Annotated in this window: 21 protein-coding genes and 1 riboswitch; of the genes, 12 read left to right on the top strand and 9 right to left on the bottom strand. The window is 69.3% G+C overall.

Going from position 1 to position 25,115, the window contains the following annotated elements; all coding sequences use genetic code 11:
• Positions 1–106: 106 nt before the first annotated feature.
• On the bottom strand, positions 107–337 hold the full coding sequence (locus OG246_RS40580) for a hypothetical protein (RefSeq protein ID WP_121406526.1): 231 nt from the start codon (positions 335–337) through the stop codon (positions 107–109).
• 442 nt (positions 338–779) lie between these two features.
• On the opposite strand from OG246_RS40580, the gene OG246_RS40575 reads away from it, so the two are divergent.
• The 6 genes from OG246_RS40575 to OG246_RS40550 all read left to right on the top strand — a co-directional run bounded on the left by OG246_RS40575 (position 780) and on the right by OG246_RS40550 (position 8,031).
• Positions 780–2,903, top strand: a complete 2,124-nt coding sequence (locus OG246_RS40575) for a type IIA DNA topoisomerase subunit B (protein ID WP_266474297.1) — start codon at positions 780–782, stop codon at positions 2,901–2,903.
• A gap of 596 nt (positions 2,904–3,499) precedes the next feature.
• Positions 3,500–4,027 (top strand): DUF1453 domain-containing protein, encoded by a 528-nt coding sequence (locus OG246_RS40570; RefSeq protein ID WP_266474296.1) that lies wholly within the window; start codon positions 3,500–3,502, stop codon positions 4,025–4,027.
• Positions 4,024–5,175, top strand: coding sequence for a sensor histidine kinase (locus tag OG246_RS40565; RefSeq protein WP_266474295.1), 1,152 nt, complete (start codon positions 4,024–4,026; stop codon positions 5,173–5,175). The genes OG246_RS40570 and OG246_RS40565 overlap by 4 nt, the downstream gene beginning before the upstream one ends.
• On the top strand, positions 5,172–5,849 hold the full coding sequence (locus OG246_RS40560; RefSeq protein WP_266474294.1) for a response regulator transcription factor: 678 nt from the start codon (positions 5,172–5,174) through the stop codon (positions 5,847–5,849). Before OG246_RS40565 ends, OG246_RS40560 begins: the two co-directional genes overlap by 4 nt.
• A 104-nt stretch (positions 5,850–5,953) precedes the next feature.
• Complete coding sequence (locus OG246_RS40555) at positions 5,954–6,442, top strand: DUF485 domain-containing protein (protein WP_266474293.1); 489 nt, start codon at positions 5,954–5,956, stop codon at positions 6,440–6,442.
• Entirely contained in the window at positions 6,439–8,031 is a 1,593-nt protein-coding gene (locus tag OG246_RS40550; protein ID WP_266474292.1) for a cation acetate symporter, read from the top strand. Before OG246_RS40555 ends, OG246_RS40550 begins: the two co-directional genes overlap by 4 nt.
• An 18-nt stretch (positions 8,032–8,049) precedes the next feature.
• Here the strand turns inward: OG246_RS40550 and OG246_RS40545 are convergent, their stop codons facing one another.
• The 4 genes from OG246_RS40545 to OG246_RS40530 form a co-directional block, all read right to left on the bottom strand.
• Positions 8,050–8,730 (bottom strand): response regulator, encoded by a 681-nt coding sequence (locus tag OG246_RS40545; RefSeq protein ID WP_266474291.1) that lies wholly within the window; start codon positions 8,728–8,730, stop codon positions 8,050–8,052.
• Positions 8,727–10,517: an ATP-binding protein gene (locus OG246_RS40540; RefSeq protein ID WP_266474288.1), complete on the bottom strand. Its 1,791-nt coding sequence runs from the start codon at positions 10,515–10,517 to the stop codon at positions 8,727–8,729. Before OG246_RS40540 ends, OG246_RS40545 begins: the two co-directional genes overlap by 4 nt.
• Before the next feature lie 282 nt (positions 10,518–10,799).
• A complete protein-coding gene (locus OG246_RS40535) occupies positions 10,800–11,744 on the bottom strand; it encodes a sucrase ferredoxin (protein WP_266474287.1) in 945 nt (314 codons plus the stop codon).
• A gap of 99 nt (positions 11,745–11,843) precedes the next feature.
• The gene (locus OG246_RS40530) at positions 11,844–13,103 is read right to left on the bottom strand and encodes a citrate synthase (protein WP_266474285.1); all 1,260 of its coding nucleotides are present in this window, start codon (positions 13,101–13,103) and stop codon (positions 11,844–11,846) included.
• A gap of 97 nt (positions 13,104–13,200) precedes the next feature.
• On the opposite strand from OG246_RS40530, the gene OG246_RS40525 reads away from it, so the two are divergent.
• Positions 13,201–14,367 (top strand): citrate synthase/methylcitrate synthase, encoded by a 1,167-nt coding sequence (locus OG246_RS40525; protein ID WP_266474283.1) that lies wholly within the window; start codon positions 13,201–13,203, stop codon positions 14,365–14,367.
• Between the two features lie 134 nt (positions 14,368–14,501).
• On the opposite strand, the gene OG246_RS40520 is transcribed toward OG246_RS40525, so the two are convergent.
• Together OG246_RS40520 and OG246_RS40515 are read right to left on the bottom strand one after the other, a co-directional pair.
• The gene (locus tag OG246_RS40520) at positions 14,502–14,738 is read right to left on the bottom strand and encodes a hypothetical protein (RefSeq protein ID WP_266474281.1); all 237 of its coding nucleotides are present in this window, start codon (positions 14,736–14,738) and stop codon (positions 14,502–14,504) included.
• A gap of 338 nt (positions 14,739–15,076) precedes the next feature.
• Complete coding sequence (locus OG246_RS40515; protein ID WP_266474278.1) at positions 15,077–15,583, bottom strand: DUF6082 family protein; 507 nt, start codon at positions 15,581–15,583, stop codon at positions 15,077–15,079.
• A gap of 412 nt (positions 15,584–15,995) precedes the next feature.
• On the opposite strand from OG246_RS40515, the gene OG246_RS40510 reads away from it, so the two are divergent.
• Positions 15,996–17,075, top strand: coding sequence for a GTP-binding protein (locus tag OG246_RS40510; protein ID WP_266475046.1), 1,080 nt, complete (start codon positions 15,996–15,998; stop codon positions 17,073–17,075).
• Positions 17,076–17,085: 10 nt separating this feature from the next.
• Here the strand turns inward: OG246_RS40510 and OG246_RS40505 are convergent, their stop codons facing one another.
• Positions 17,086–19,545, bottom strand: coding sequence for a DNA topoisomerase (ATP-hydrolyzing) subunit A (locus OG246_RS40505; RefSeq protein WP_266474277.1), 2,460 nt, complete (start codon positions 19,543–19,545; stop codon positions 17,086–17,088).
• A gap of 258 nt (positions 19,546–19,803) precedes the next feature.
• Between OG246_RS40505 and OG246_RS40500 the strand changes: the two genes are divergently transcribed.
• The 4 genes from OG246_RS40500 to OG246_RS40485 all read left to right on the top strand — a co-directional run bounded on the left by OG246_RS40500 (position 19,804) and on the right by OG246_RS40485 (position 24,588).
• The gene (locus tag OG246_RS40500; protein ID WP_266474276.1) at positions 19,804–21,147 is read left to right on the top strand and encodes a pitrilysin family protein; all 1,344 of its coding nucleotides are present in this window, start codon (positions 19,804–19,806) and stop codon (positions 21,145–21,147) included.
• Positions 21,144–22,532: a pitrilysin family protein gene (locus tag OG246_RS40495; protein WP_266474270.1), complete on the top strand. Its 1,389-nt coding sequence runs from the start codon at positions 21,144–21,146 to the stop codon at positions 22,530–22,532. Before OG246_RS40500 ends, OG246_RS40495 begins: the two co-directional genes overlap by 4 nt.
• A 213-nt stretch (positions 22,533–22,745) precedes the next feature.
• Positions 22,746–22,906: riboswitch (cyclic di-AMP (ydaO/yuaA leader) on the top strand.
• Positions 22,907–22,918: 12 nt separating this feature from the next.
• Positions 22,919–23,680, top strand: a complete 762-nt coding sequence (locus OG246_RS40490) for a M23 family metallopeptidase (RefSeq protein WP_266474268.1) — start codon at positions 22,919–22,921, stop codon at positions 23,678–23,680.
• Between the two features lie 212 nt (positions 23,681–23,892).
• Positions 23,893–24,588 (top strand): GntR family transcriptional regulator, encoded by a 696-nt coding sequence (locus OG246_RS40485; protein WP_266474267.1) that lies wholly within the window; start codon positions 23,893–23,895, stop codon positions 24,586–24,588.
• 209 nt (positions 24,589–24,797) lie between these two features.
• Here OG246_RS40485 and OG246_RS40480 read toward each other — a convergent pair whose 3' ends face one another.
• Positions 24,798–25,079: an HPr family phosphocarrier protein gene (locus OG246_RS40480; RefSeq protein WP_266474265.1), complete on the bottom strand. Its 282-nt coding sequence runs from the start codon at positions 25,077–25,079 to the stop codon at positions 24,798–24,800.
• Between the last annotated feature and the right edge of the window lie 36 nt (positions 25,080–25,115).

Below are 25,115 nucleotides of genomic sequence, written 5' to 3'. Positions count from 1 at the left end.
CTACCTGTGACGCGGTACGAGTACGGGCGGCCACTCCCTGTGTCCAGGGAGTGGCCGCCCGTACACCGGCCTGATGCCGGCACCCGCTCGTCGTTGATGCGAAGTGTCAGCGTTCTTCGTCGTTGACGCTTTCCGGAACGGACGTCAGTCGCTCCGTCTCGTCCTGTATCTCAGCGGCGATCTTCTTGAGTTCCGGCTCGAACTTGCGACCGTGGTGGGCGCAGAAGAGCAGTTCTCCGCCGCTCAGGAGGACGACGCGCAGATATGCCTGGGCGCCGCAACGGTCGCAGCGGTCAGCGGCCGTCAGCGGGCTCGCGGGGGTCAGAACAGTAGTCACGTCGCCTCTTCTCTAGCTCGACGAGCTGTCGTACCAGGGTCAACATCCAACCAGGCCGAAAACGTTCCCGCTCGTGGCTTTTCCTCGAAAATTTCTCTCCGGGGCGGCTGTCTGCTGCCAGGTGGCGGCGAATGGGCCGTATTGCGTGTCTTCGTGTCTTACGGGTTCGCGCTGTCTGTCAGGGGGTCGGTCCTCCCGGCTGGCTTGCCGGTTGTTCATGAGGACGTGCCCGGAGCCTAAATGGTTCATGCCCCGAAGGGAACGTGATATGTACTTCACTCCATCGAGGGATCGAACACCCATACGACCCTGGACTAGTGTGAGTTCGTGCGAGGGTGGCGTTACAACGGCTCTACCAGGCCTCGGTACCCTCTCAGCGGGGACCGAAGCCCGGCCCTTACCCAAAAGGGCCCCATTTGAAATTCAGCGAGGAGCGAACCGCGTGACCGCCGAGACGTCCGTGCCGTCCACTGCGTTGCTGACCGGAGCAGACCGGGACGGTTCCAACTACACCGCGCGGCACCTGCTCGTCCTCGAGGGGCTCGAGGCCGTGCGCAAGCGCCCGGGCATGTACATCGGGTCGACCGACAGCCGCGGCCTGATGCACTGCCTCTGGGAGATCATCGACAACTCCGTGGACGAGGCCCTTGGGGGGTACTGCGACCACATCGAGGTGATCCTGCACGACGACGCCTCGGTGGAGGTGCGGGACAACGGCCGTGGCATCCCGGTCGACGTGGAACCCAAGACCGGCCTCTCCGGCGTCGAGGTCGTGATGACCAAGCTGCACGCCGGCGGAAAGTTCGGCGGCGGCTCGTACGCGGCCTCCGGCGGTCTGCACGGCGTCGGCGCCTCCGTGGTGAACGCGCTCTCCGCCCGCCTGGACATCGAGGTGGACCGCAGCGGTCACACCCACGCGGTGAGCTTCCGGCGCGGCACCCCCGGAGAGTTCAAGACGGACGGCCCCGACGGGGCGTTCGACGCGGCGGGTGGGCTGCGCAAGCTCAAGCGGATCCCCAAGACCCGCACCGGCACGCGCGTGCGCTACTGGGCCGACCGCCAGATCTTCCTCAAGGACGCCAAGCTCTCCCTGGAGGGCCTGCACCAGCGGGCCCGTCAGACCGCGTTCCTGGTGCCGGGCCTGACCATCGTCGTGCGCGACGAGTACGGGCTCGGCGAGGGCGGCAGCAAGGGCGAGGAGTCCTTCCGCTTCGACGGCGGCATCAGCGAGTTCTGCGAGTACCTGGCCACCGACAAGCCCGTCTGCGACGTCCTCCGTTTCTCCGGACAGGGCAGCTTCAAGGAGACCGTCCCGGTCCTCGACGACCACGGACAGATGACGCCGACCGAGGTCACCCGCGAGCTGGGTGTCGATGTCGCGATGCGCTGGGGCACCGGGTACGACACGACCCTGCGGTCCTTCGTGAACATCATCGCCACGCCCAAGGGCGGCACCCACGTCGCAGGCTTCGAGCAGGCGGTCGCCAAGACGATGAACGAGGTGCTGCGGGCCAAGAAGCTGCTGCGCGTCGCCGAGGACGACATCGTCAAGGACGACGCGCTGGAGGGCCTGACCGTAGTCGTCACCGTCCGCCTCGCCGAGCCGCAGTTCGAGGGACAGACCAAGGAGATCCTCGGCACCTCGGCGGCCCGCCGCATCGTGACGAACGTGGTGTCCAAGGAGCTCAAGGACTTCCTCACCACCACGAAGCGGGACGCCGCCGCACAGGCCCGGGTCGTGATGGAGAAGGCCGTCGCCGCCGCCCGTACGCGGATCGCGGCCCGTCAGCACAAGGACGCGCAGCGCCGGAAGACGGCCCTGGAGTCCTCCTCGCTGCCCGCCAAGCTGGCCGACTGCCGCAGTGACGACGTCGGTCGCAGCGAGCTGTTCATCGTCGAGGGCGACTCCGCGCTCGGTACGGCCAAGCTCGCCCGGAACTCCGAGTTCCAGGCGTTGCTGCCGATCCGGGGCAAGATCCTGAACGTCCAGAAGGCGTCCGTCACGGACATGCTCAAGAACGCCGAGTGCGGCGCGATCATCCAGGTCATAGGGGCCGGGTCCGGTCGGACGTTCGACATCGACGCGGCTCGCTACGGCAAGATCATCATGATGACCGACGCCGATGTGGACGGGTCCCACATCCGCACGCTGCTGCTGACACTGTTCCAGCGCTACATGCGGCCGATGGTCGAGGCCGGGCGGGTGTTCGCGGCGGTTCCGCCGCTGCACCGGGTCGAGCTCAGCCAGCCCAAGAAGGGGCAGGACAAGTACATCTACACGTACTCGGACCGTGAGCTGCGGGAGACGGTGCTCGAGCTGCAGCGCAAGAACGTGCGGTACAAGGACTCGATCCAGCGGTACAAGGGTCTCGGTGAGATGGATGCCGACCAGCTGGCCGAGACCACGATGGATCCGCGCCATCGGACTCTGCGGCGGATCAACATTTCTGACCTGGAGGCGTCGGAGCAGGTGTTTGACCTGCTGATGGGGAATGACGTGGCTCCGCGTAAGGAGTTCATTTCCAGCTCTGCGGCTACGTTGGATCGGTCTCGTATCGATGCGTAGGCGCGGCTGCTGGGCTGCGGCTGGCGCCTGCGGTTCGGTGGGGGGTCGGGGCCGGGGGCCGGTACATCCGCCCGTCGCCGACGGATCAGACCTTGGCCGAGCAGTGAGGCGTCCGGTGACGCGAACGTACGCGACGGGCATTTGATGTACCGGCCCCCGGCCCCTTCGGCCGGTGGGCGGCTGCGGGTGCGTTTTCGGTAGGAGATACCTCTAGGCGGTCCTGCGTGCGAGGACGGGGTAGCGCCATCGCGATGCCCCACCCTCCCGTCGGGGCTGGGTTTCAGCCCGTCCGGCGTTTGAGGACGAGGCCGTTCAGGCCGACAGCGGGGGTCTGGGGGCGGCAGCCCCCAGGTACGGGATGGGTAGGGGCGGAGGGGGCGAAAAACGTCCTGGGCCGGCAGCCGTACCTCGTGCAGGGGGCTGGGTGGCACCCGTGTGGTGTGGGGCTCCACCCGTGGGTGGAGGTTTGGTCTGGGTGGAGATCCACCTGTGGTCCACCCTGGCTCCGATCCGCTGACCAGCCATTTTCCGTAGCGTCGAAGGCGTCGGCAGCTCCCGCTGTCGGCACTCGCTCTTCTTCGTCCACGGAGGCCGTGATGTCTGGGCTGGTCGATGCCTTGGCGATCTTCGCCGTTGTCGTGCTGGTGATCGTGCGGCAGTTCCGCGCGCAGAGGATCAGTGCGGACAGGCGCTGGTGGATCCTGCCTGCCGTTCTGGGTTTCATAGCTCTGCGAGAGCCGGGGGTGATCGACCCTCACCACCAGGCGGAGGCGATTTTCCTGCTTGGCGCGGAGCTGCTCATGGGCCTTGCCACTGGAGCCGGTTGGGCGTGGACGACGCGGATATGGACGGCGCCGGACGGCTCGGTGTGGGGCAAGGGCACCAGGGCAAGCGTGGTCGTATGGGGTGTTGGTATAGGTCTGCGCGTGGGGCTGTTCGGCATCGGTGTCCTGCTCGGTGTGCATCAGGACGCCACTGCCATGGTCCTGGTGGCGCTCGCTGCCACGCTGTTGGTCCGCTCCGGAATTCTGGCCTGGCGGTCGCAATCCCTGCATCCGGCGAGCCGGCAGGGCGCGGCGTACGGTGACGTCGTGCCCCAGGCCCCGTGGAAGGAGCGTGTGTGACGGCGGACGTCTGGACGCGCTGGCCCTCTCGCGAGGCGCTGTCCCGAGCGGAACTGACCCGGCCCCGGCGCATGCTCGCCTGGGCCACGCGCATCGGCGCCCTCGGCATTCTTTTGGGGACAACTTTCACCGACAGCGACCTGCACGGCTGGGGTATCGCGGCGGGTGTTCTGGGAGTCGCGGCGTGCGGGGTCGCAGCGTGGGGCTTCTGGCGGACCACGCTTGAACACCGCCTGCTGCCTTCGCTGGGGCTGCTCGCGCTGCTGCTCGGGATCGCCACGGTGGGGGAGAGTGTCGGATTCCGGGTTCCGGCCCTCGTGCTGTGGTGCGGGTGCGCCATCAGCGCCATCGAGCGGTTGCCTCTCGCGGCTGCGCTTCCCGCGACTTCCGTGGCGCTGGGGGCGTACGCGGTGGTCAACGACGATGTCTGGCTGACCACCCTGGCCACGACGGTGGGGCTCGCCCTGGCCGGGTATGTGCTGCGCCTGGACGCGGAGGCGCGGGGGAGTGCGCAGCGACTGCTGGCTCAGGAGCGTGCGGCGCGTGCGGCGGAGGCGGAGTCTGCGGCACTCGCGGAGCGGGCCAGGATCGCGCGGGAGATCCACGACGTGCTGGCGCACAGCCTCTCGGCACAGCTCGTGCACCTGGAGGCGGCCCGTCTGCTCATCGAGCGCGGTGCCGACCGGGAGACGATCCTCGAACGGGTCGTGGCGGCACGGGGCATGGCACGGGAGGGGCTCGCCGAGACCCGGCAGGCGCTGTCCGCCTTGCGCGGCGAGATGTCCCCGCTGGAGGACTTCCTGAGCGAGCTCGTCGCCACGACCGACGGTGCCGACGTCACTGTGACGGGTGAAAGGCAGCCGTTGCGCGCGGAGGCCTCGCAGGCGGTGCGCAGGGTCGCTCAGGAAGCTCTGACGAACGTCCGCAAGCACGCTCCGGGCGCCAAGGTCCAGATATCGCTGGACTACGGCGAGCGTGAAGTGACCTTGGGCGTACGGGACTCGGGCGGGACGCCGGGTGAGCTCAGCGGCTCCGGTGCCGGGTACGGTCTGCTCGGCATGAGGGAGCGGGCCGAGTTGCTGGGCGGCTCGCTTGAGGCCGGGCCGGACGAGGAGGGGTTCGTGGTGACGCTGAAGGTGCCCGTATGACGGATGAGGAGGGGAGGAAGCCGGCGCGGGTCGTGGTGGCGGACGACCAGACCGTGGTGCGCGAGGGCATCGTGATGCTGCTCGGGCTCTTGCCCGGGATCGAGGTCGTCGGTGCGGCCGGAGACGGTGACGAGGCCGTGGCGCTTGTCGCCGAACTCGCCCCCGACGTCGTGCTGATGGATCTGCGGATGCCTCGTTGCGACGGTGTCGAGGCGACCCGGCGCATTCGTGCCGAGTACCCGGGAACGCAGGTCGTCGTGCTCACCACGTACGAGGACGACGAGTCTCTGTTTCCCGCGCTCAGAGCGGGGGCGCGGGGCTATCTGACCAAGGACGCGGGAGGCGACGAGATCGTCAGAGCGGTGCAGAGCGTGCTCTCCGGGGAGGCGGGGCTCTCACCGAGTGTCCAACGGCGGCTGCTGGAGCGGCTGTCGGAGCCGGAGCCGGTCGCGCCTCCGGAAGCGCCGGACGGGCTCACCGCGCGCGAGACGGAAGTGCTGCTCCTGATCGCCGAGGGCCTCACCAACCAGGAGATCGCCCGCGCGTTGCATGTCTCCACGGCGACGGTGAAGACCCACATCAACAACCTCTTCGCCAAGACGGGGATCAAGGACCGTGCCCAAGCAGTCCGTTACGCCTATGGGAAGGGTCTCGTACGGCCACCGGCAGGCTGAGTCACCTGATGGAGTGAAGAGCGCGGGGAGAAGAGTCCGGGATCTTCCCGATCTGCACATCCTTGGGCACGCGGCGGAAACGGGCCGCGGACAAGGAGAGTTCGGTGGAGAAGCACGACGGTCGTGACACCGGGAAGGTCCGGTTCGACGACCCCTGGTACGACGCGCTTGCCTCCGGCTGGGGTGAGTTGGACGGCACGGGTGCGCCCGCTCCCGCCGTGCCGCCCGCGCACCCGGAGCAGGAACGTCGGGCGGGCGGGGCGGCAGACGTCTATCTGGAGGTGCAGCGCAGTGCGGCCTTCCAGGAGGTGCGCAGCCGGTACCGGAGGTTCGTGGTCCCCGGCGTCGCCGTCTTCTTCACCTGGTACGTGGGCTATGTGGTGACGGCGACGACGGCACCCGGCTTCATGGCCAGGCCCGTTGCCGGGGCGGTGAACGTGGCGATGGTCGCGGGGCTCGGACAGTTCCTCACCACCTTCCTGTTCACCTGGGCGTACGCGCGGCATGCGCGGCTGCGCAGGGACCGGGCCGCGCTCGATCTGCGCTGGGACACCCAGGAGCTGACCCGCAGTGTCAGAGGTGGTGAGCGGTGAGCGGCAACCATCAGACGCTGGCGCTGCTGCTGTTCAGCGCGTTCGTCGCGGTGACGTTGGCGATCACGACATGGGTGAGCCGCAACCGGCATGGTTCGGCGGAGGAGTTCTATGCCGGCGGACGACTGTTCTCGCCGATGGAGAATGGTTTTGCCATCTCCGGTGACTACATGTCGGCGGCGTCCTTCCTGGGCGTCACAGGACTGATCGCGCTCTTCGGCTACGACGGGCTCCTGTACGTCGTGGGGTTTCTGGTGGCCTGGCTCGTGGTCCTGTTCCTGGTCGCCGAGTTGGTGCGCAACTGCGGGCGGTTCACGCTCGCCGACGTCGTCGCGGCCCGGATGAGCGAGCGGCCGGTGCGGATCGCGGCGGGAACTTCGTCGGTGACGGTGTCCGTTCTGTATCTGGTGGCGCAGATGGTGGGAGCGGGCAGCCTGGTCGCGCTGCTGCTCGGGGGTACGAGCGAGGCGGCGCGGAACTGGACGGTCATCGGCGTCGGCGCGCTCATGGTGATCTATGTGTCGATGGGCGGGATGCGGGCCACCACGTGGATTCAGATCGTCAAGGCGGTCCTGTTGATGGGCGGGGCCATCGCGCTGACCGTGCTTGTCCTCGTCCGGTTCCACGGGGACTTCAACCAGTTGCTGCGCTCGGCGGCGGCGCGCAGCGGACACGGTGACGCGTTCCTCGCGCCCGGGTTGAAGTACGGCGGGGACTGGACGGCACGCTTGGACTTCATCAGCCTGGGCCTCGCGCTGGTGCTGGGCACTGCCGGGCTGCCGCACATCCTGTCGCGGTTCTACACCGTGCCGACGGCGCGGGCCGCGCGGCGTTCGGTGGTCTGGGCGATCGGCCTCATCGGGAGCTTTTACCTGATGACGTTCGTGCTGGGCTTCGGTGCGGCCGCGATCGTCGGTCCGGAGGCGGTGCGTGGGTCGAACGCGGCGGGGAACACGGCGGTTCCGCTGCTGGCGCTCGATCTGGGCGGTGGCGCCGACTCAACGGGAGGAACGGTTCTGTTCGCGATCGTCGCCGCCATCGCGTTCGCAACGATCCTCGCGGTCGTCGCCGGAATCACCCTCGCGTCCTCGGCGTCCGTCGCCCACGACCTGTACGCGTCACTGCGACGGCGGCGTGCCAAGCCGCGCAGCGAGGTGGCCGTGGCGCGCACCGCGGCGGTCGGTATCGGTGTGGTCGCGATCGCGCTCGGCCTCCTCGCCCGCGATCTGAACGTGGCCTTCCTGGTGGGCCTCGCCTTCGCGGTCGCCGCGTCCGCGAACCTGCCCGTCCTGCTGTACTCGCTGTTCTGGCGGGGCTTCACGACGCGCGGCGCGGTGTGGGCCGTATACGGGGGACTGGTGCCCGCGCTGTTGCTCGTGCTGCTGTCGCCGGTGGTGTCGGGGAGCCCCGAATCGCTGTTCCCGGGAGTGAACTTCCAGTACTTCCCGCTGCAGAACCCGGGCCTCGTATCCATCCCGCTGGGCTTCCTCGCGGGCTGGCTGGGCACGGTCACCTCGGCAGAGCCGCCGGACGAGGCCAAGCACGCGGAGACCGAGGTGCGGTCGTTGACGGGGGCCGGGGCGGTCTGAGGGCGTCGCCGTGTGCCCTCAGACGTGGGTCGCCCAGACGTAGCGATGCTCCGGGCGGCCGGCATCGCCGTACTTCAGGGTCAGCCGGGCCCGTCCCGTGCGCTCCAGGAGCTTCAGATAACGCTGGGCGGTCTGCCGGCTCAGTCCGGTCTCCTCCGCCACCTCCTGGGCCGACAGAGGGCCTTCGGAGTTCACCAGGGCGCGGCGTACGAGCTCCGCGGTCGTGGCGGAGTGGCCCTTGGGCAGGTCCGTCTCCGTGCTCGCCGACAAGGCGCCGAATATCCGGTCCACCTCGGCCTGTTCGGCCTCTCCGCCGCCGTCGAGGGTGCGGCGCAGATCCGCGTACGCCTCCAGCTTGGCGCGCAGGCCCGCGAAGGCGAACGGCTTGACCAGGTACTGGAGCGCGCCCTGCCGCATCGCCGCCTGGACGGTCGAGATGTCACGAGCGGCGGTCACCATGATGACGTCGGTCTGGTGGCCGCGCCGGCGCATCTCCTGGACGACCGCCAGGCCCGTGTCGTCCGGCAGGTAGTGGTCCATGAGGACCAGGTCCAGGTGGGGCAGCGCCTCCATCCGGCTCAGAGCCTCGGCCGCGCTGTGGGCCTCACCCGCGACATGGAAGCCCGGCACCTTCGCCACGTATGCGGCGTTGACCCGCGCGACCCGGATGTCGTCGTCCACGACCAGGACCTCGATCATCGCGACCCTTCCTTGGCATCCATGGCTGTGGTGGTGACGGCAGGGGATTCAGGAGGCTGGTGCGGTTCGGGTACGAGCTGCGGGCGCGTCCCTGGTGCGAGGCCCGCCTCCGGCGTGAGCCCCGCGTCCGGTGCGTGGCCCGGCTCCGCCGCGAGACCCGCCTCCGGCTCGAGCACCGGTTCCCTGAGTGCCTCCGGTAGTACGACGGTGAACTCCGCGCCTCCGCCGTCCGCCTCGGCCACCTGTGCGCTGCCGCCCTGCCGTTCGGCGAGACGGCGCACCATGGGGAGACCGATGCCGCGCTTGCCGTGCGCGGGCGGCTTCTTGGTGGACCACCCGTCCGTGAAGATCAGCTCCCACCGATCCTCCGGGATTCCGGGCCCGGTGTCCCGTACCCGCAGCACGGCGGTACGCCCCGTGGCGCGCAATTCGACCTCCACGCGCGCGTGGGGCGTGCCCGCGACGGCGTCGAGCGCGTTGTCGACCAGATTGCCGACGACGGTGACCAGCCCCCCGGGGTCCACCAAGCGATCCGGCAGGAACGTCGTGTCCGAGATCCACAGGGCCACGCCCCGCTCGGCCGCCACGGCGGACTTGCCGACCAACAGGGCGGCGAGCAGCGGGTCGTGGACCTTCTCGGTGACCTGTTCGGCGGTGACCCTGTGGTCTCCGACCACCTCGCCGACGAACTCCTTGGCGTCGTCGTACATCTCCAGTTCGAGCAGCCCCAGAAGTGTGTGCATCCGGTTGGCGTGCTCGTGGTCCTGGGCGCGCAGGGCGTCGATCAGGCCGCGTGTGGAGTCGAGTTCGCGGCCGAGCTGCTCCACCTCGGTGCGGTCGCGCAGGGTGGCCACGGCGCCGCCGTCGTCCGTGGGCATGCGGTTGGCGACCAGGACGCGTTGGCCGCGAACGGTGAGCAGGTCGGTGCCGGTGACGCGCCCGGCCAGCACATCGGTCGTACGTCCCGGTCCGAGCGTGGCGTCGAGCGGTTGTCCGATGGCCTCCGCGTCGAGCCCCAGCAGGCGTTGCGCCTCGTCGTTGAGGAGGCGTACGCGGCCGTCGCCGTCCAGCGCGACGACGCCCTCACGTATGCCGTGCAGCATCGCCTCACGCTCCGCGAGCAGCGCTGAAATATCAGAAAAGGCCAGGTCGCGGGTCTGCCGCTGAACCCGGCGCGAGATCAGGTACGCGGCCAGCGCACCGACGGCCAGCGCTCCGCCCGCGTACGCCAGCAGCCCGGGGATCGCGTGGATCAGCCGGGCCCGCACGCTGTCGTACTCGATACCGACCGAGATCGCGCCGACGATGTTGCCGTCGGCGTCGCGCAGCGGCACCTTGCCGCGGGCGGAGCGGCCCAGGGTGCCGTCGTCGATCTCCATGACCTCCTTGCCGGCCAGAGCCTGGCTGGGGTCGGTCGAGACGACCTTGCCGATCTGCGTGGTGTCGGTGTGCGACCAGCGCACGCCGTCCATGTTCATCACCACGACGTACTCGGCCCCGCTGGCCTTCCGTATCCGCTCCGCCTCGGCCTGCACGGGCCCGTCCACGGACGGCCGTGTCGTCTGCAGGTCCTCGGCGATCTGCGGCTGGACCGCTGTGGTCTGCGCGATCGCGAGCGCGCGTCGCATCGCCTGGTCGTCCAGCTGTGCGCTGAGCGGGGCGAGGAACAGCCCGGTCGCGAGCACGGCGACACCGGCGGCGATCGCCACCTGCATCAGCAGTACCTGCGAGAACGCCCGCCGCGGCAGACCGAGGCGCAGTCGTCGTACGGGGGGAGTGGGGCTCATGTCTATGACGGTACGGCGGTGAGCGGGTCCTGCCGTAGGGGTGTGGCGTGGATCTCTTGGGCGCCGGGTTTGAGGGCTGCTACTGGACGGTGCGGACTGAGTGCGGTCGAACTCAGGTGCGGGCGCCCGGCCCGGTGGGGCTCGAGCGGCGTCGAGCGGCGGAGATGTGGCCGTCGGTGGGACGGCCGCGTGTCTGGTGCCCCGCCCGGCCTCGCGGCAGACCCGTGAACTGGCCACCTTCGATATCTCGCCGCAGCACGCCCTTGACGGGCCGGGAGCCGATCAGCAGGGCAGGGGAAGCGGCGCCGGGAACAATTCCCGTACCGCCACCACGTCCATCCGGGCCGGTGAACCCAGGGCCGAGCCGCAGCTCTCCGGGCGGGGCGGGAGCGAGGTGCCCTGGGCGACGACGACGCGCCACACGCGGCCGTCGGTGTGGGCGACGGTCACCTCCCAGCGCGGGGCCTCGCCGTCCGTGCGGACGACGCTCAGGGCGTCCACGGCATGCTCTCGGGCGGCGGTACGCACAGCCAGCTCGGCCGCCTGTCCGGGACGCTCCCAGGCGGAGCCCCCGCGGCAGCCCTCGGTGACCACACGCCCCTCCCGGACGCCCTGGAGGATCTCCTTGACGGCATGGGCCTCGGCCCGCCCGTACGCGTATCCGTACGGCAGGACGAGCAGGGTGGGCGAGAAGCGGTGACCGCCGAGGTGGGTGACCTCCCAGGCGCCCTCCACTCCGGAGGCGGCGAGCTCGGCCGCGAGAGGGCGGCCGAGCAGGGCGCAGCAGCGGTCGCGCTTGCCGTTGGTGCAGACGAGGGCGAGTGGATCGCCGGTGTGGGACCGGCCCCCGAGAACGGCGTCGAAGGTGTGATGGTCCCCCATACCGAGCGCCGTGAAGTCGAGGTTGAGCAACTGCTCCGGGTCGGACGTTGTGGCGCTGTGCAGCCATACGTTTCCCGGAGCTGTGTGGGCCGCATACACCTGGCGCTCGGCGGGCTGACCGAAGTCTGCGTGCCGTCCCGGGCGCCGGATGAGTGCGACCCGTACGCCGGTGTCCGCCGCGGCTGCCTCCAGGGCGCGGCCGAGCACGGGGTCCAGGTGGCTCGAAGTGAGCGCCTTGGCACCCCAGGGACCGGGCTGCTCAAGGAGCAGCCATGTCTTCGCGGTGGCCGCGGTCCCCGCGAGGGGCTCATCGAGGTCCCGGGACGCGGTCGTGCACGTACTCACAGAGGTGAGCCTAACCTGACTTCGGCCAGGGCGACTTCCGGTCGCGGGGAAGGGGGCGCACTTTCGGCGCGTTCGGCGTGCGTCGGCGTGAGGGAGCGCTCACCCGGGGAGCGGCTGTGGCGGCCGCGCGCCCACGTACCGACCGCTGGGACGCATGCGCAACGGGCGCTCTTCGTACTCCTCCAGGATGTGGGCGATCCAGCCCGCCGTACGGGCGATGGCGAAGACCGTCTCGCCCGCGGAGGCGGGCATGCCGGAGCCGACCGTGAGAACGGCGAGCGCCAGGTCGACGTTGGCGTGCAGCGGCCTGTGGCGGGCGGTGGTGGCCACGATGTCGTGGGCCGCCGCCAGGGCGGGCGCGGCGCCGGGAACGTCCTCCAGGAGGGCGAAGAGGGCACGCGCGCGTGGGTCCTCGCCGGGGTAGAGCCGGTGGCCGAGCCCCGGGACACGACGACCGGCGCGCAGCTCATCCGCGACCACGGGGGTCGCGGTGCCCTGCTCCAGGACGTCGAGGAGCAGCCGGTGCGCGAGTCCGCTGGCCGCGCCGTGCAGAGGGCCTTCGAGGACGCCCAGACCGGCTGACACGGCCGCGTACGCGTGCGCCCGGGCCGACGCGGCGACCCTGACCGCGAGTGTCGAGGCGGCCAGATCGTGGTCGACGAGCAGTCCAAGTGCCGCGTCCAGTGCGCGTAGTGACGCCTCGTCGGGCGTACGGCCGCTGAGTCGTGTCCACAGGCGGTGGGCCAGCGGACCGTCGTCCCTGGGGGCGTACCTCGTCGGTGGGAGGGCGGCGACGAGGGTGGGGATGAGGGTGCGTGCGGTGCCGAGGACGGCGTTCTCGGAGAGGTCGAAGCGCAGTGGGTCGTTGGCCGACGCGGCGATCGCGGCGACGCGCAGCCGGTCCGTCGGGCCGCTGTGTTCGGGCAGCGCGTCGACGGCGCGGCGGGCGGCGGCCACGGATGCCTCCGGGGCGCTGAACAGCACGCCGGGGCGCAGCTCTCCGGTCCACAGCCATTCGGCGATCTCCTCGTAGGAGTGGCGGGCCGCCAGTTCGGTCGCGTCGACGCCCCGGTAGTAGTACCGGTCGCCGTCGATCAGGGTGATGCCGGTACGGACGGACAGCTCGCCGCCGGTGCTCGAACTCCCGCCTGTCTCCCGTCTGTTGCGGCGTGCGAGCGCCTCCACCTCCTCGGCGTCGAACGTGCTCCCACGGCCGCCGGGTTCGCGTCGGCTGCCGAGCTGGCCGCGGCTCACATACGCGTACACGGTCTCGGGCTTCACCCCGAGCAGCTCGGCGGTCTCCTTGGTGCTGAGCCGCCGGCCCTCGTCGCCTCGGGTTACCGCTTGTTGATCCCTCATGTGTGCCACCGTATCCATGGATCGATATATTGATTCAATCAATATTGACAGTGAATGAGTCAATCATGGACAGTCGAATCAAGTCCAGGGAGGAAACATGTCGATCAGCAGGGCCGCGACCACCTCTGTCGACGTACCGCGAGGACTCGCGGGCGTCGTCGTCACCGACACCGAGTTGGGTGACGTCAGGGGGTTGGAGGGCTTCTACCACTACCGCCAGTACTCGGCGGTCGAACTCGCGCAGGCCCGCGGTTTCGAGGACGTCTGGCATCTCCTGGTCCACGGTGAACTGCCGGACGCGGTACAGCGCGCCGAGTTCGCCGGGCGGACCGCTGAGCTGCGCCGACTGCCGGACGAGGTGCGTGCCGCGCTGCCCGCGATCGCTGCGGCGACCGGCCACTCCGGGCCGCTCGCCGGGCTGCGGACCGCGCTGTCCCTGCTCGGGGCCTCGCTGGGGTTCCGGCCGGTATACGACATTGACGCCGGCCGGCGTCGCGCGGACACACTCGCGGCGTGCGCGGCCGTGCCCACGTTGCTCACCGCGCTGTACCGGCTCGGGCAGGGGCTGGAGCCGGTGGAGCCACGCGAGGATCTCGCATACGCCGCCAACTACCTCTACATGTTGACTGGTTCGGAGCCGGACGATGCGCGTACGCGGGCGATCGAGCAATACCTCATCTCAACCATTGACCACGGATTCAATGCGTCAACATTCACGGCGCGGGTGATCGCGTCCACCGGGGCGGACGTGGTGGCCTGCCTGGTCGGCGCCGTAGGAGCCCTCTCGGGCCCCCTCCACGGCGGTGCCCCGAGCCGCGCCCTGGACACCCTTGATGCGATCGGCACCCCCGACCGCATCGACCCGTGGATCCGCGAACGCGTCCTCGCCGGCGAACGCATCATGGGTTTCGGCCACCCCGTCTACCGCACGGAAGACCCCCGCTCGCGCATGCTCCGCGGCATCGCACGAGGGTTCGGCGGCCCGTTGGTCGACTTCGCCGTCGAGGTCGAACGCCAGGTGGAAGCGATCCTGGCCGAGCTCAAGCCCGGCCGCGAACTCCACACCAACGTGGAGTTCTACGCAGGCGTGGTCATGGAACTCTGCGGGCTGCCTCGGGAGATGTTCACGCCGACGTTCGCTGCCGCCCGCGTGGTCGGATGGAGCGCGAACATCCTGGAACAGGCGGAGGACTCGAAGATCATTCGGCCGGCGGCTCGGTACGTGGGGCCGATTCCGGCGGCGGCGGTACCGACGGTGAACTGACGGAATCGCAGGTCGCGACTCGTCAAAAGCCTGGCATCGAGCCGATGCCAGGCCTGCGCGTCGGGGCCGAAGGGGTAACCGGGCGGAACCTATTTGTCGGTTCCTTGAGGCCTCAGTTCCTCGGGTTTGCGATGTCAAGCATCCGGAATGTCGCTTTTCGCGCGTAGCAGTGTCTCGCGCGTGATGATTACGATCCGCTCGTAATCGGCTCGTGCGGCGTCGGGTGGGAGCTCGGGGTCCAGCTCCATGGTGGCCTCTCGTCCAATGACAGCGAAGCTGCCGTCACTGAGCTCGAAGATGTCGGGGCATGTCTGGCCAGAAGCGCTGCCGCGCTCGCGTGGACTAGCCCCAACACGTCGCACGATCTTCACAGAGAGGTACCAACCTTATGGCTCGGAATGATGGGCGTCCTCCGAGCTGAGGGGTCCTCGGAGCGTGACGGACTCCGAGCGGAGATGTGCGCCGGAGGCAATGTCTCCGAGCGCAGGGGTGTTCGTCGGAGTGGTCAGGAATCTGGCCAGGCGACAACTTACTGGCTTCTGTCGTCCGTAGTGCAGAAAGAAACAACGAGCAGCCGAGTGAAGTTCGACATCCTCCCTTGACGAACAGTGGCATAAGGGTGCATCGGGGTCACTGGTGGCGCACGGGGGTACGGGAGGGCGCGCGAAAGGTGCGGGCCACCTGCGAGGGTGCCGTCTGGTGTGAAGAGTCACTGCGACTCGTCGTCGGGCTCTCCGACGACCCACCACTCCTCGGTGTCGGAATCAGCCTGATCCTGAATCAGTCCGTCCATCATCCGGCCCAGTTTGGCCTCCTCGGACGAGTCAGGCAGGCTCTTGCGGTGGTGCTCCGTAGCCGCCCAGTATTTCCGGAAGATCATGTTCTGGCACATGACGCGGAAGTGGCCGTGGAGTTCGGCGCGCGACAGGGCTCCGATCCGGTAGAAGTACAGGGCGTTGATGTAGAGGGCATTCGCGAACAGGTACTGCCGCTGCTCCTCATGCGTGATTTCGGTCTCGTATGTGTTGAGGACGGAAGCGAGGGCCGGATCGTCCATGGCCTTGCACAACAGGTCGAAGTGGAGCCGGTGCTGCTCGGTGAGCACGGCGCGCCTGCGCTGTCGTGAGCTTCGTTCCGCGACGGAGTTGGCTGCGAACGCGAGCTTGGCCCAGGTGCCTGAGCCGAACCTCCGTATCGCGGAAATCTGTGTGGCCATGTCAACCCCCGAATCAGGCGACCGTTCCGCCGGTCGTCGGTTGTGGGGCGACAGGGAGCGGACCGGCGAGCGGTGGGCGGCGCGCTTGCCGTCTCCCAGTTTTGCCGAGCGGCTCTGATCGGCAGGGAGGCGGAGAAGAGGCGCACGGAGGGATGTGCGGGTGGCGTTCACCGGCGCCATGCCCAACGTGTGCCCCGCGAGCGCCGCTAACAATCGTTCACTTCGCGGCGTTTCCTCCCACTCGTATCCTGGGTCGGCATTCATTCCTCGTACGAGTGCCGGTGCGTGAGCCGCCCGCGTACGGGAGCCGGTCCCGAGCCGGTGTACGCACCGGTGTGAAAGAGGTCGCCCGTTGAGCCAGCCCAGTCCGCAGCAGATCCCTGGCAAGCAGCCGTCGAGTGGCGAGGCAGCCATGCGGCAGATCCCGGGCGAGCAGCCGTCGACCGGGGAGGCAGCCATGCGGCAGATCCCCGTCATCGTCCTCGCCGGCTTCCTGGGATCCGGCAAGACCACCCTGCTCAACCACCTCCTGCACCGCAGCGGAGGCAGCCGGATCGGGGCCGTCGTCAATGACTTCGGCGCGATCGAGATCGACGCGATGGCGGTGGCCGGGGCGCTCGGGGATTCCACCGTCTCACTGGGGAACGGGTGCCTGTGCTGTGCCGTCGACGCGAGTGAGCTCGATGTCTATCTGGAGCGGCTCGCTCAGCCCTCGGCCGGTATCGACGTCATCGTGATCGAGGCGAGCGGGCTCGCGGAGCCTCAGGAGCTGGTGCGGATGGTGCTGGCCAGTGAGCATCCGCGGATCGTGTACGGGGGGCTCGTCGAGGTCGTCGACGGCGCCGAGTTCGACGGCACGCGGGAGAAGCATCCCGAGATCGACCGGCATCTCGCCCTCGCGGATCTCGTCGTCGTCAACAAGATCGACCGGGCGACGGACGGCGAGCGGGTGCTTCGCGTCGTCCGGGAACTCGCCGACCGGGCCGCCGTCGTGCCCGCCACCTACGGCCGCGTCGATCCCGAGTTCCTCTTCGACTGCAGGCCGGCCGAGGAGCGCATCGGGCAGCTGTCCTTCGACGATCTCCATGAGCACGACGGGGATGAAGGGCACGACCATGCCGACCACCTCCACTCCGCCTACGAATCCCTCTCCTTCACCTCCGAAGTCCCGCTCAGCCCCCGGCGGTTGATGGACTTCCTGGACAGCAGGCCCGAAGGGCTCTACCGCATCAAGGGGTACGTCGATTTCGGCGCCCACGACCGCGGCAATCGCTACGCCGTCCATGCCGTCGGACGGTTCCTGCGCTTCTACCCGGAACCTTGGGCCCAGGGCGCCGCCGAGCGCCTCACCCAGCTCGTCCTCATCGGCTCGGGCATCGACACCGCTGCCCTGGCCAAGGAACTGGAGGCGTGCAAAGAGGACGCCCCACACGCCGACGAGCACAGCATGTGGGGCGTCCTCCGCTACGTACAGGACAAGGATTCCGAGTAGCCGGGCCGGGCTACACCGGGCCCGCCACCACTCCCACCGTCTTCGCCAGGGACACACCCGAGCCGTCGCGGCGCGGGTCCATCTCCGGCAGTTCGGCCGGTGTGCCGTTCTTCTGCGCGGCCCGTGCCGGGGACGGGCCCGCCCAGGCGAGGGAGAGGCAGTCCTCGCCCTTCAGGAACCGCTGGCAGCGCACGCCGCCCGTGGCGCGGCCCTTGCGCGGGTACTGGTCGAACGGGGTCAGCTTGGCCGTCGTCTGGACGGAGTCGTCGAGCGTGCCGCGCGAGCCGGCGACCGTGAAGACCACCGCGTCCACCGCAGGGTCGACCGCTGTGAAGGAGATCACCTTCGCGCCCTCGGTGAGCTTGATGCCCGCCATGCCGCCCGCCGCCCGGCCCTGCGGGCGGACCTGCGAGGCCTGATAGCGCAGCAACTGGGCGTCGTCCGCGATGAAGACCAGGTCCTCCTCGCCGGTGCGCAGCTCGACCGCGCCGACGATCCGGTCACCGTCCTTGAGCGTGATGACCTCCAACTCCTCCTTGTTCGAGGGATAGTCGGGGACCACGCGCTTGACGACGCCCTGTTCCGTGCCGATCGCCAGGCCCGGTGACGACTCGTCGAGCGTCGTCAGGCAGATCACCGTCTCGTCCGCCTCCAGGGAGGACAGGAACTCCGAAATCGGCGCGCCTCCGGAGAGGTTGGGCGCCGACGCCGTCTCCGGCAGTTGCGGGAGGTCGATCACGTTCAGCCGCAGCAGGCGGCCGGAGGAGATGACCGCGCCGATCTCGCCGCGGGCCGTGGCGGGCACCGCGGAGACGATCAGGTCGTGCTTGGTGCGCTTGCTCTCCTCGGCTTCTCCGAAGGGGTCGCCGTTGGCCGTACGGGCGAGCAGGCCCGTCGAGGACAGCAGGACCCGGCACGGGTCGTCCGCGACCTGGAGCGGGACCGTCGCGGCGGCGGCGCCCGCGGACTCCAGGAGCACCGTGCGCCGGTCGGTGCCGAACTTCTTGGCGACCGCGGCCAGTTCGGTGGAGACCAGCTTGCGCAGCTCCGAGTCCGAATCCAGGATGCCGGTCAGCTCGTCGATCTCGCCGTTGAGCCGGTCGCGCTCCGACTCCAGCTCGATGCGGTCGAACCTGGTCAGCCGGCGCAGCGGCGTGTCCAGGATGTACTGCGTCTGGATGTCGCTGAGCGAGAAGCGCTCGATCAGGCGCTCCTTGGCCTGCGCCGAGTTGTCGCTGGAGCGGATGAGGCGGATGACCTCGTCGATGTCGATCAGGGCGACGAGGAGGCCCTCGACCAGGTGCAGCCGGTCGCGCTTCTTGGTGCGGCGGAACTCGCTGCGGCGGCGTACGACCTCGAAGCGGTGGTCGAGGTAGACCTCGAGGAGCTCCTTGAGGCCGAGGGTGAGGGGCTGGCCGTCCACCAGCGCCACGTTGTTGATGCCGAAGGACTCCTCCATCGGCGTCAGTTTGTAGAGCTGCTCCAGGACCGCCTCAGGCACGAAGCCGTTCTTGATCTCGATGACCAGGCGCAGGCCGTGCATGCGGTCCGTGAGGTCCTTCACGTCGGCGATGCCCTGCAGCTTCTTGGCGCCGACCAGGTCCTTGATCTTGGCGATCACCTTCTCCGGGCCGACGGTGAACGGCAGTTCGGTGACGACGATGCCCTTGCGGCGCGCCGTCACGTCCTCCACCGACACCGTGGCGCGGATCTTGAAGGTGCCGCGGCCCGTCTCGTACGCGTCCCTGATCCCGGTCAGGCCGACGATCCGGCCGCCGGTGGGCAGGTCGGGGCCCGGGACGTGCTTCATCAGCGTGTCCAGATCGGCGCCCGGGTAGCGGATCAGGTGGCGGGCGGCCGCGATGACCTCGCCGAGGTTGTGCGGCGGCATGTTCGTGGCCATGCCGACTGCGATGCCGGACGCGCCGTTGACCAACAGGTTCGGGTACGCCGCCGGGAGGACGCCCGGCTCCTGTTCCTGGCCGTCGTAGTTCGGCGAGAAGTCGACCGTGTCCTCTTCGATGGACTCGGTCATGAGTGACGTGGCGTCGGCCATCCGGCACTCGGTGTAACGCATGGCGGCCGGCGGGTCGTCGTTGCCGAGCGAGCCGAAGTTGCCGTGGCCGTCGACCAGCGGCAGGCGCATCGAGAAGGGCTGGGCCAGGCGCACCAACGCGTCGTAGATCGACGCGTCACCGTGCGGGTGGAGCTTACCCATGACCTCGCCGACGACGCGGGCGCACTTCACATAGCCGCGGTCGGGGCGCAGGCCCATCTCGTTCATCTGGTAGACGATGCGACGGTGCACGGGCTTGAGGCCGTCGCGGGCGTCCGGCAGGGCTCGCGAGTAGATGACCGAGTACGCGTACTCGAGGAAGGAGCCCTGCATCTCATCCACGACGTCGATGTCGAGGATCTTCTCCTCGTACGAGTCGTCGGGCGGCGGGGTCTTCGTGCTGCGGCGGGCCATCGCTGCTGCGACTCCTTCACAGTCTCTGCCGGGGCATGAACGGGTTCTGACGCGCACCATTGTGGACCGCCCCACTGACAACGCGGACCACGACCCGTCCGTTGAGGGGTTCGGAGGGTCCTTCACGGGGTCGTTCGCCGTTCGCGATTCTCGCTCTGGGCGTACGAGGTGCGGGAACTTCGCCACCTGTCCGCGCGCTTGCATACAGTGGCAGGACCGACAGGAAATCCGTAGTTTTCCGCGATCGAAGGGACGTACATGCCCATGGGTCACACGGCCACAGCTGAGGCAGGCTCCGGCGGGCTGACAGCGACCGAGCACCGCCTGGCCAACGGCCTGCGCGTGGTGCTCTCCGAGGACCACCTGACCCCGGTCGCCGCGGTGTGCCTCTGGTACGACGTCGGCTCGCGCCACGAGGTCAAGGGGCGTACAGGACTCGCCCACCTCTTCGAGCACCTGATGTTCCAGGGCTCGGGACAGGTGAAGGGCAACGGCCACTTCGAGCTGGTGCAGGGAGCCGGTGGTTCGCTGAACGGCACCACCAGCTTCGAGCGCACCAACTACTTCGAGACCATGCCCACCCACCAGCTGGAGCTCGCCCTCTGGCTGGAGGCGGACCGGATGGGCTCGCTGCTCGCCGCGCTCGACGACGAGTCCATGGAGAACCAGCGGGACGTCGTCAAGAACGAGCGGCGGCAGCGCTACGACAACGTGCCCTACGGGACCGCGTTCGAGAAGCTGACCGCCCTCGCGTACCCGGAGGGCCACCCGTACCACCACACCCCGATCGGGTCGATGGCCGACCTGGACGCGGCCACCCTGGAGGACGCCCGCGCGTTCTTCCGCACCTACTACGCGCCCAACAACGCGGTGCTCTCGGTCGTCGGGGACATCGACCCCGAGCAGACGCTCGCCTGGATCGAGAAGTACTTCGGCTCCATCGCCGGGCACGACGGCAAGCCCGCCCCGCGCGACGGCGCCCTGCCCGACACCATGGGCGAGGAGCTGCGCGAGGTCGTCGAGGAAGAGGTCCCCTCGCGCGCGCTGATGGCCGCCTACCGGCTCCCGGAGGACGGCACGCGCGCGGGTGACGCCGCCGACCTGGCGCTGACCGTCCTCGGTGGCGGCGAGTCCTCCCGGCTCTACAACCGGCTCGTACGCCGCGACCGCACCGCCGTCGCGGCCGGGTTCGGCCTGCTGCGGCTCGCCGGAGCGCCCTCCCTGGGATGGCTCGACGTGAAGACCTCCGGCGATGTCGAGGTCCCCGTCATCGAGGCCGCCGTGGACGAGGAGCTCGCCCGGTTCGCCGAGGAGGGCCCCACGGCCGAGGAGATGGAGCGCGCCCAGGCCCAGTTGGAGCGCGAGTGGCTGGACAGGCTCGGCACGGTCGCGGGCCGCGCCGACGAACTGTGCCGGTACGCCGTCCTGTTCGGCGACCCGCAGCTCGCCCTGACCGCCGTACAGCGCGTCCTCGACATCACCGCCGAGGAGGTCCAGGAGGTCGCCAAGTCCCGCCTGCGCCCCGACAACCGCGCGGTGCTCGTCTACGAACCGATCGCCGCTGAAGACGCCGAAGACACCGACGAGGAGGCGGCGAAGTGACCGAGCTCGCCACCATGGAGTTCCACCCCCAGCCGCAGGCCGGCGAGGCCAGGCCGTGGGCGTTCCCCGCACCCGAGCGGGGCACCCTCGGCAACGGCCTGACCGTGCTGCGCTGCCACCGCCCCGGCCAGCAGGTCGTCGCCGTGGAGGTGCTGCTCGCCGCGCCGCTGGAGGCCGAGCCCGCGGGCCTCGACGGCATCGCCACGATCATGGCGAGGGCCTTCTCCGAGGGCACCGACAAGCTCTCCGCCGAGGAGTTCGCGGCCGAGCTGGAGCGCTGCGGGGCCACGCTCGACTCGTACGCCGACCACCCCGGCGTACGCCTGTCGCTCGAAGTCCCCGTCTCGCGCCTCCCGAAGGCGCTCGATCTGCTCGCCGACGCCCTGAGGGCACCGGCGTTCGCGGACAGCGAGGTCGAGCGGCTGGTGCGCAACCGGCTGGACGAGATCCCGCACGAGACCGCCAACCCGGCCCGCCGCGCGGCGAAGGAGCTCTCCAAGGAGCTGTTCCCGGCCACCTCGCGCATGTCCCGTCCGCGCCAGGGCACCGAGGAGACGGTCGAGGCGATCGACTCGGGAGCCGTACGCGCCTTCTACGAGAAGCACGTACGCCCCGCCACGGCCACCACCGTGATCGTCGGCGACCTCACCGGGGTCGACGTCGACGCGCTGCTCGCCGACACGCTCGGCGCCTGGACCGGCTCGTCCGCCGAGCCGCGCCCCGTGCCGCCGGTGACCGCCGACGACACCGGCCGTGTCGTCATCGTGGACCGTCCCGGCGCCGTCCAGACGCAGCTGCTCATCGGCCGTGTCGGCGCCGACCGGCACGACCGCGTCTGGCCCGCCCAGGTGCTCGGTACGTACTGCCTCGGCGGCACCCTCACCTCGCGCCTGGACCGTGTCCTGCGCGAGGAGAAGGGCTACACCTACGGTGTGCGGGCGTTCGGCCAGGTGCTGCGCTCGGCCCCGGACGGCACCGGTATCGCGATGCTCGCCATCAGCGGCTCCGTGGACACCCCGAACACCGGCCCGGCACTCGACGACCTCTGGAAGGTGCTGCGCACCCTCGCCGCGGAGGGCCTGACGGACGCCGAGCGCGACATCGCCGTACAGAACCTGGTGGGTGTGGCGCCCCTCAAGTTCGAGACGGCGGCGGCCGTCGCGGGCACGCTGGCCGACCAGGTCGAGCAGCACCTGCCCGACGACTACCAGGCGACGCTGTATCAGCAGCTCGCCGCCACCGGCACCGTGGAGGCCACCGCGGCCGCCGTGAGCGCCTTCCCGGTGGACCGCCTGGTGACCGTCCTGGTGGGCGACGCCGCGACGATCGAGGAGCCCGTCAAGGCGCTCGGAATCGGTGAAGTGAGCGTCGTTCCGGCGGAGTAGAGCCGAGTAGGGCAGGGCGGGACAGCACGCTCCCATGGGGGCCCAGGAGACCACGGAGTCTCCTGGGCCCCCATTTGTCCGTATTGATAGAGAGGTTGCCTGTCTGCCCTGTGGCATGCGCTACAAAAGCCGTGATCCGTTTGTCGATTGAAAGATGTCCCGTTTAGCGTCGGTCCGGCTGTTCGTCAGGCAGTGCGCCGCGCCCGCGGCACCGGACAGCCATCGCTTAGTCCCCGTACGGCGCGAGCCAGGGGAGCCGGGGACCCACACGTAGTCCCTGGGGTGAATCGGACGCCCTCTCCGGAGGTGGTCCGTAGGAGACCTTCCTGCTCCGAACCCGTCAGCTAACCCGGTAGGCGAGAAGGAAGGAAAGGATCAGCCCCTACATGGCGTTCACCTGTGGCACAGGCAAGCACCGTCGCCCGAGCCGCGTGCAGCGCACGACCAAGAACGCCATCGGCGTCGCGGCGCTCACCACCGGCGTCCTCGGCTCCCTGGCCTCCCCGGCGCTCGCCGCGGACAACTCCGTCGAGCAGACCGGTCTGACCCAGGCCATCGAGATCGGTGACTCGATCGCCGACCAGATCGACGCACAGGCCGCGGCCCAGCAGCACGCCGCCGACGAGGCAGCGGCGAAGAAGAAGGCCGACGCGGCCGCGAAGAAGAAGGCCGAGGAGAAGGCCAAGGAGGAGCGCGAGGCCAAGGAGCGCGCCGCCCGCGAGGCCGAGCGCAAGCGCCTCAACACCTTCGTCTCGCCGGTCACCGGCTCGTACGTCTCCACCGGCTACAAGACCGGCGGCAGCCTCTGGTCCTCCGGCAGCCACACCGGCATCGACTTCCATGCCGCGTCCGGCACCTCGGTCCACGCGGTCGGCTCTGGCACCGTCGTCGAGGCCGGCTGGGGCGGCGCCTACGGCAACAACATCGTCATCAAGATGAACGACGGCACGTACACGCAGTACGGCCACCTGTCGTCCATCGGCGTCTCCGTGGGCCAGACGGTCACCCCGGGCCGGCAGATAGGCCTCTCCGGGTCCACCGGCAACACCACCGGGCCGCACCTCCACTTCGAGGCCCGGACGACCGCCGAGTATGGCTCGGACATCGACCCCGTCGCGTACCTCCGCTCGCACGGTGTGAACGTTTGACGCCGCCCGGCATGAACGACTGATCACTCGCTTACGTACCTGTACAAGGCCCCGGCTCGCACGAGCCGGGGCCTTGTGGTTTCGAACCGCTTCCTGTCCAAAAAATATCCATGGATTCCGGTCCGCCATCGGAAATTCCGAGTCTCTGCAATAGAGTCACTGAACAAGCGTCAATCGACGGCGTTTCACGGGGATTAAAGCGGAGGTCCGGTATGCGTGTTCCTGCGCACTCGGTATGCACAGCGATCCGCGACGACATCGTCGCGGGTGTCTACGAGCGCGGCAGCCGGCTCACCGAGGAACTGCTCGCGCGCCGCTACGGCGTCTCGCGCGTCCCCGTGCGTGAGGCTCTGCGCACCCTGGAGGCCGAGGGCTTCGTCGTCACCCGGCGGCACGCGGGCGCGTGCGTCGCGGAGCCGACCGAGCAGGAGGCCGGGGACCTGCTCGAGATGCGCATGCTCCTTGAGCCGCTGGGCGCCGCGCGGGCCGCACAGCGCCGCACCGAAGCTCACCTCAAGGTGCTCCGAGGCCTGGTCAGGCTGGGTCAGGAGCGGGCCAGGAGGGGTAACAGCGAGGATCTGCGCTCGCTGGGCGGCTGGTTCCACGAGACCCTCGCGCAGGCCTCCGGAAGCACCGCGCTGACCTCCACGCTCGCCCAGCTGCGGCACAAGATCGCCTGGATGTACGCGGTCGAGGCACCGGCCAACCCCGCGGAATCCTGGGCGGAGCACGGCGGGATCGTGGACGCCGTGGCGCGCGGCGACAGTGAGCGGGCCCGGGCGATCACGGCCCTGCACACCGAACGTGCGACGGCCGCGCACCGGCTTCGCTTTCCCGGCGCGGGAGATCGCCCGGACCGTGTGAGGACTTCGCAACATCCCGTAAACATGACGGGCCTGCGGCATTAACAAGAGCGCCGTATACAAAGAGGGGTAATTCGCGGGAGATTATTTATGCTGCCCGCACAATGGAATTGCGAAGGGCCCGCCCGATAATTCGGACGGGCCCTGCGTGGCATTTTTTGGAGCGTCGAACACCCCAACCATCAATTGAGAAACCCCAACGGCGCGCAACCACCACCGCGAGAGCGGCGCCGGTTAAGGCGCAAAGAGGTGTCTCAGACGGTCTCGGGAAGCTCCTCGAGCCCCTCGGCGACCAGCTTCGCCAGACGGTCGAGGGCGACGTCCGCGCCCTCGGCCTCGGACGCGAGGACGATCTCCTCGCCGCCCTGGGCACCCAGGCCGAGGACCGCGAGCATGGAGGCCGCGTTGACGGGGTTGCCGTCAGCCTTGGCGATCGTCACGGGGACGCCGGAGGCCGTGGCCGCCCGGACGAAGATGGAGGCGGGGCGGGCGTGGAGGCCCTCGGCCCAGCCGACGTTGACGCGGCGCTCAGCCATGTGATGCTGCCCTTCAGATGTCTCAGGTTGTCTAGA

This window comes from Streptomyces sp. NBC_00620, from assembly GCF_026341825.1.
Classification (GTDB): domain Bacteria; phylum Actinomycetota; class Actinomycetes; order Streptomycetales; family Streptomycetaceae; genus Streptomyces.
Note: the sequence above shows the minus strand (reverse complement) of the source record. Positions and strands in the feature narration are given on the sequence as shown.

Bases quoted from the DNA above. Each gene is read 5' to 3' on its own strand.
- OG246_RS40505 (WP_266474277.1), bottom strand. From the start codon at position 19,545: ATGGCCCGCCGCAGCACGAAGACCCCGCCGCCCGACGACTCGTACGAG.
- OG246_RS40480 (WP_266474265.1), bottom strand. From the start codon at position 25,079: ATGGCTGAGCGCCGCGTCAACGTCGGCTGGGCCGAGGGCCTCCACGCC.
- OG246_RS40510 (WP_266475046.1), top strand. From the start codon at position 15,996: ATGCGGCAGATCCCGGGCGAGCAGCCGTCGACCGGGGAGGCAGCCATG.
- OG246_RS40530 (WP_266474285.1), bottom strand. From the start codon at position 13,103: ATGAGGGATCAACAAGCGGTAACCCGAGGCGACGAGGGCCGGCGGCTC.
- OG246_RS40515 (WP_266474278.1), bottom strand. From the start codon at position 15,583: ATGGCCACACAGATTTCCGCGATACGGAGGTTCGGCTCAGGCACCTGG.
- OG246_RS40500 (WP_266474276.1), top strand. From the start codon at position 19,804: ATGCCCATGGGTCACACGGCCACAGCTGAGGCAGGCTCCGGCGGGCTG.
- OG246_RS40540 (WP_266474288.1), bottom strand. From the start codon at position 10,517: ATGAGCCCCACTCCCCCCGTACGACGACTGCGCCTCGGTCTGCCGCGG.
- OG246_RS40570 (WP_266474296.1), top strand. From the start codon at position 3,500: ATGTCTGGGCTGGTCGATGCCTTGGCGATCTTCGCCGTTGTCGTGCTG.
- OG246_RS40545 (WP_266474291.1), bottom strand. From the start codon at position 8,730: ATGATCGAGGTCCTGGTCGTGGACGACGACATCCGGGTCGCGCGGGTC.
- OG246_RS40560 (WP_266474294.1), top strand. From the start codon at position 5,172: ATGACGGATGAGGAGGGGAGGAAGCCGGCGCGGGTCGTGGTGGCGGAC.
- OG246_RS40525 (WP_266474283.1), top strand. From the start codon at position 13,201: ATGTCGATCAGCAGGGCCGCGACCACCTCTGTCGACGTACCGCGAGGA.
- OG246_RS40485 (WP_266474267.1), top strand. From the start codon at position 23,893: ATGCGTGTTCCTGCGCACTCGGTATGCACAGCGATCCGCGACGACATC.
- OG246_RS40490 (WP_266474268.1), top strand. From the start codon at position 22,919: ATGGCGTTCACCTGTGGCACAGGCAAGCACCGTCGCCCGAGCCGCGTG.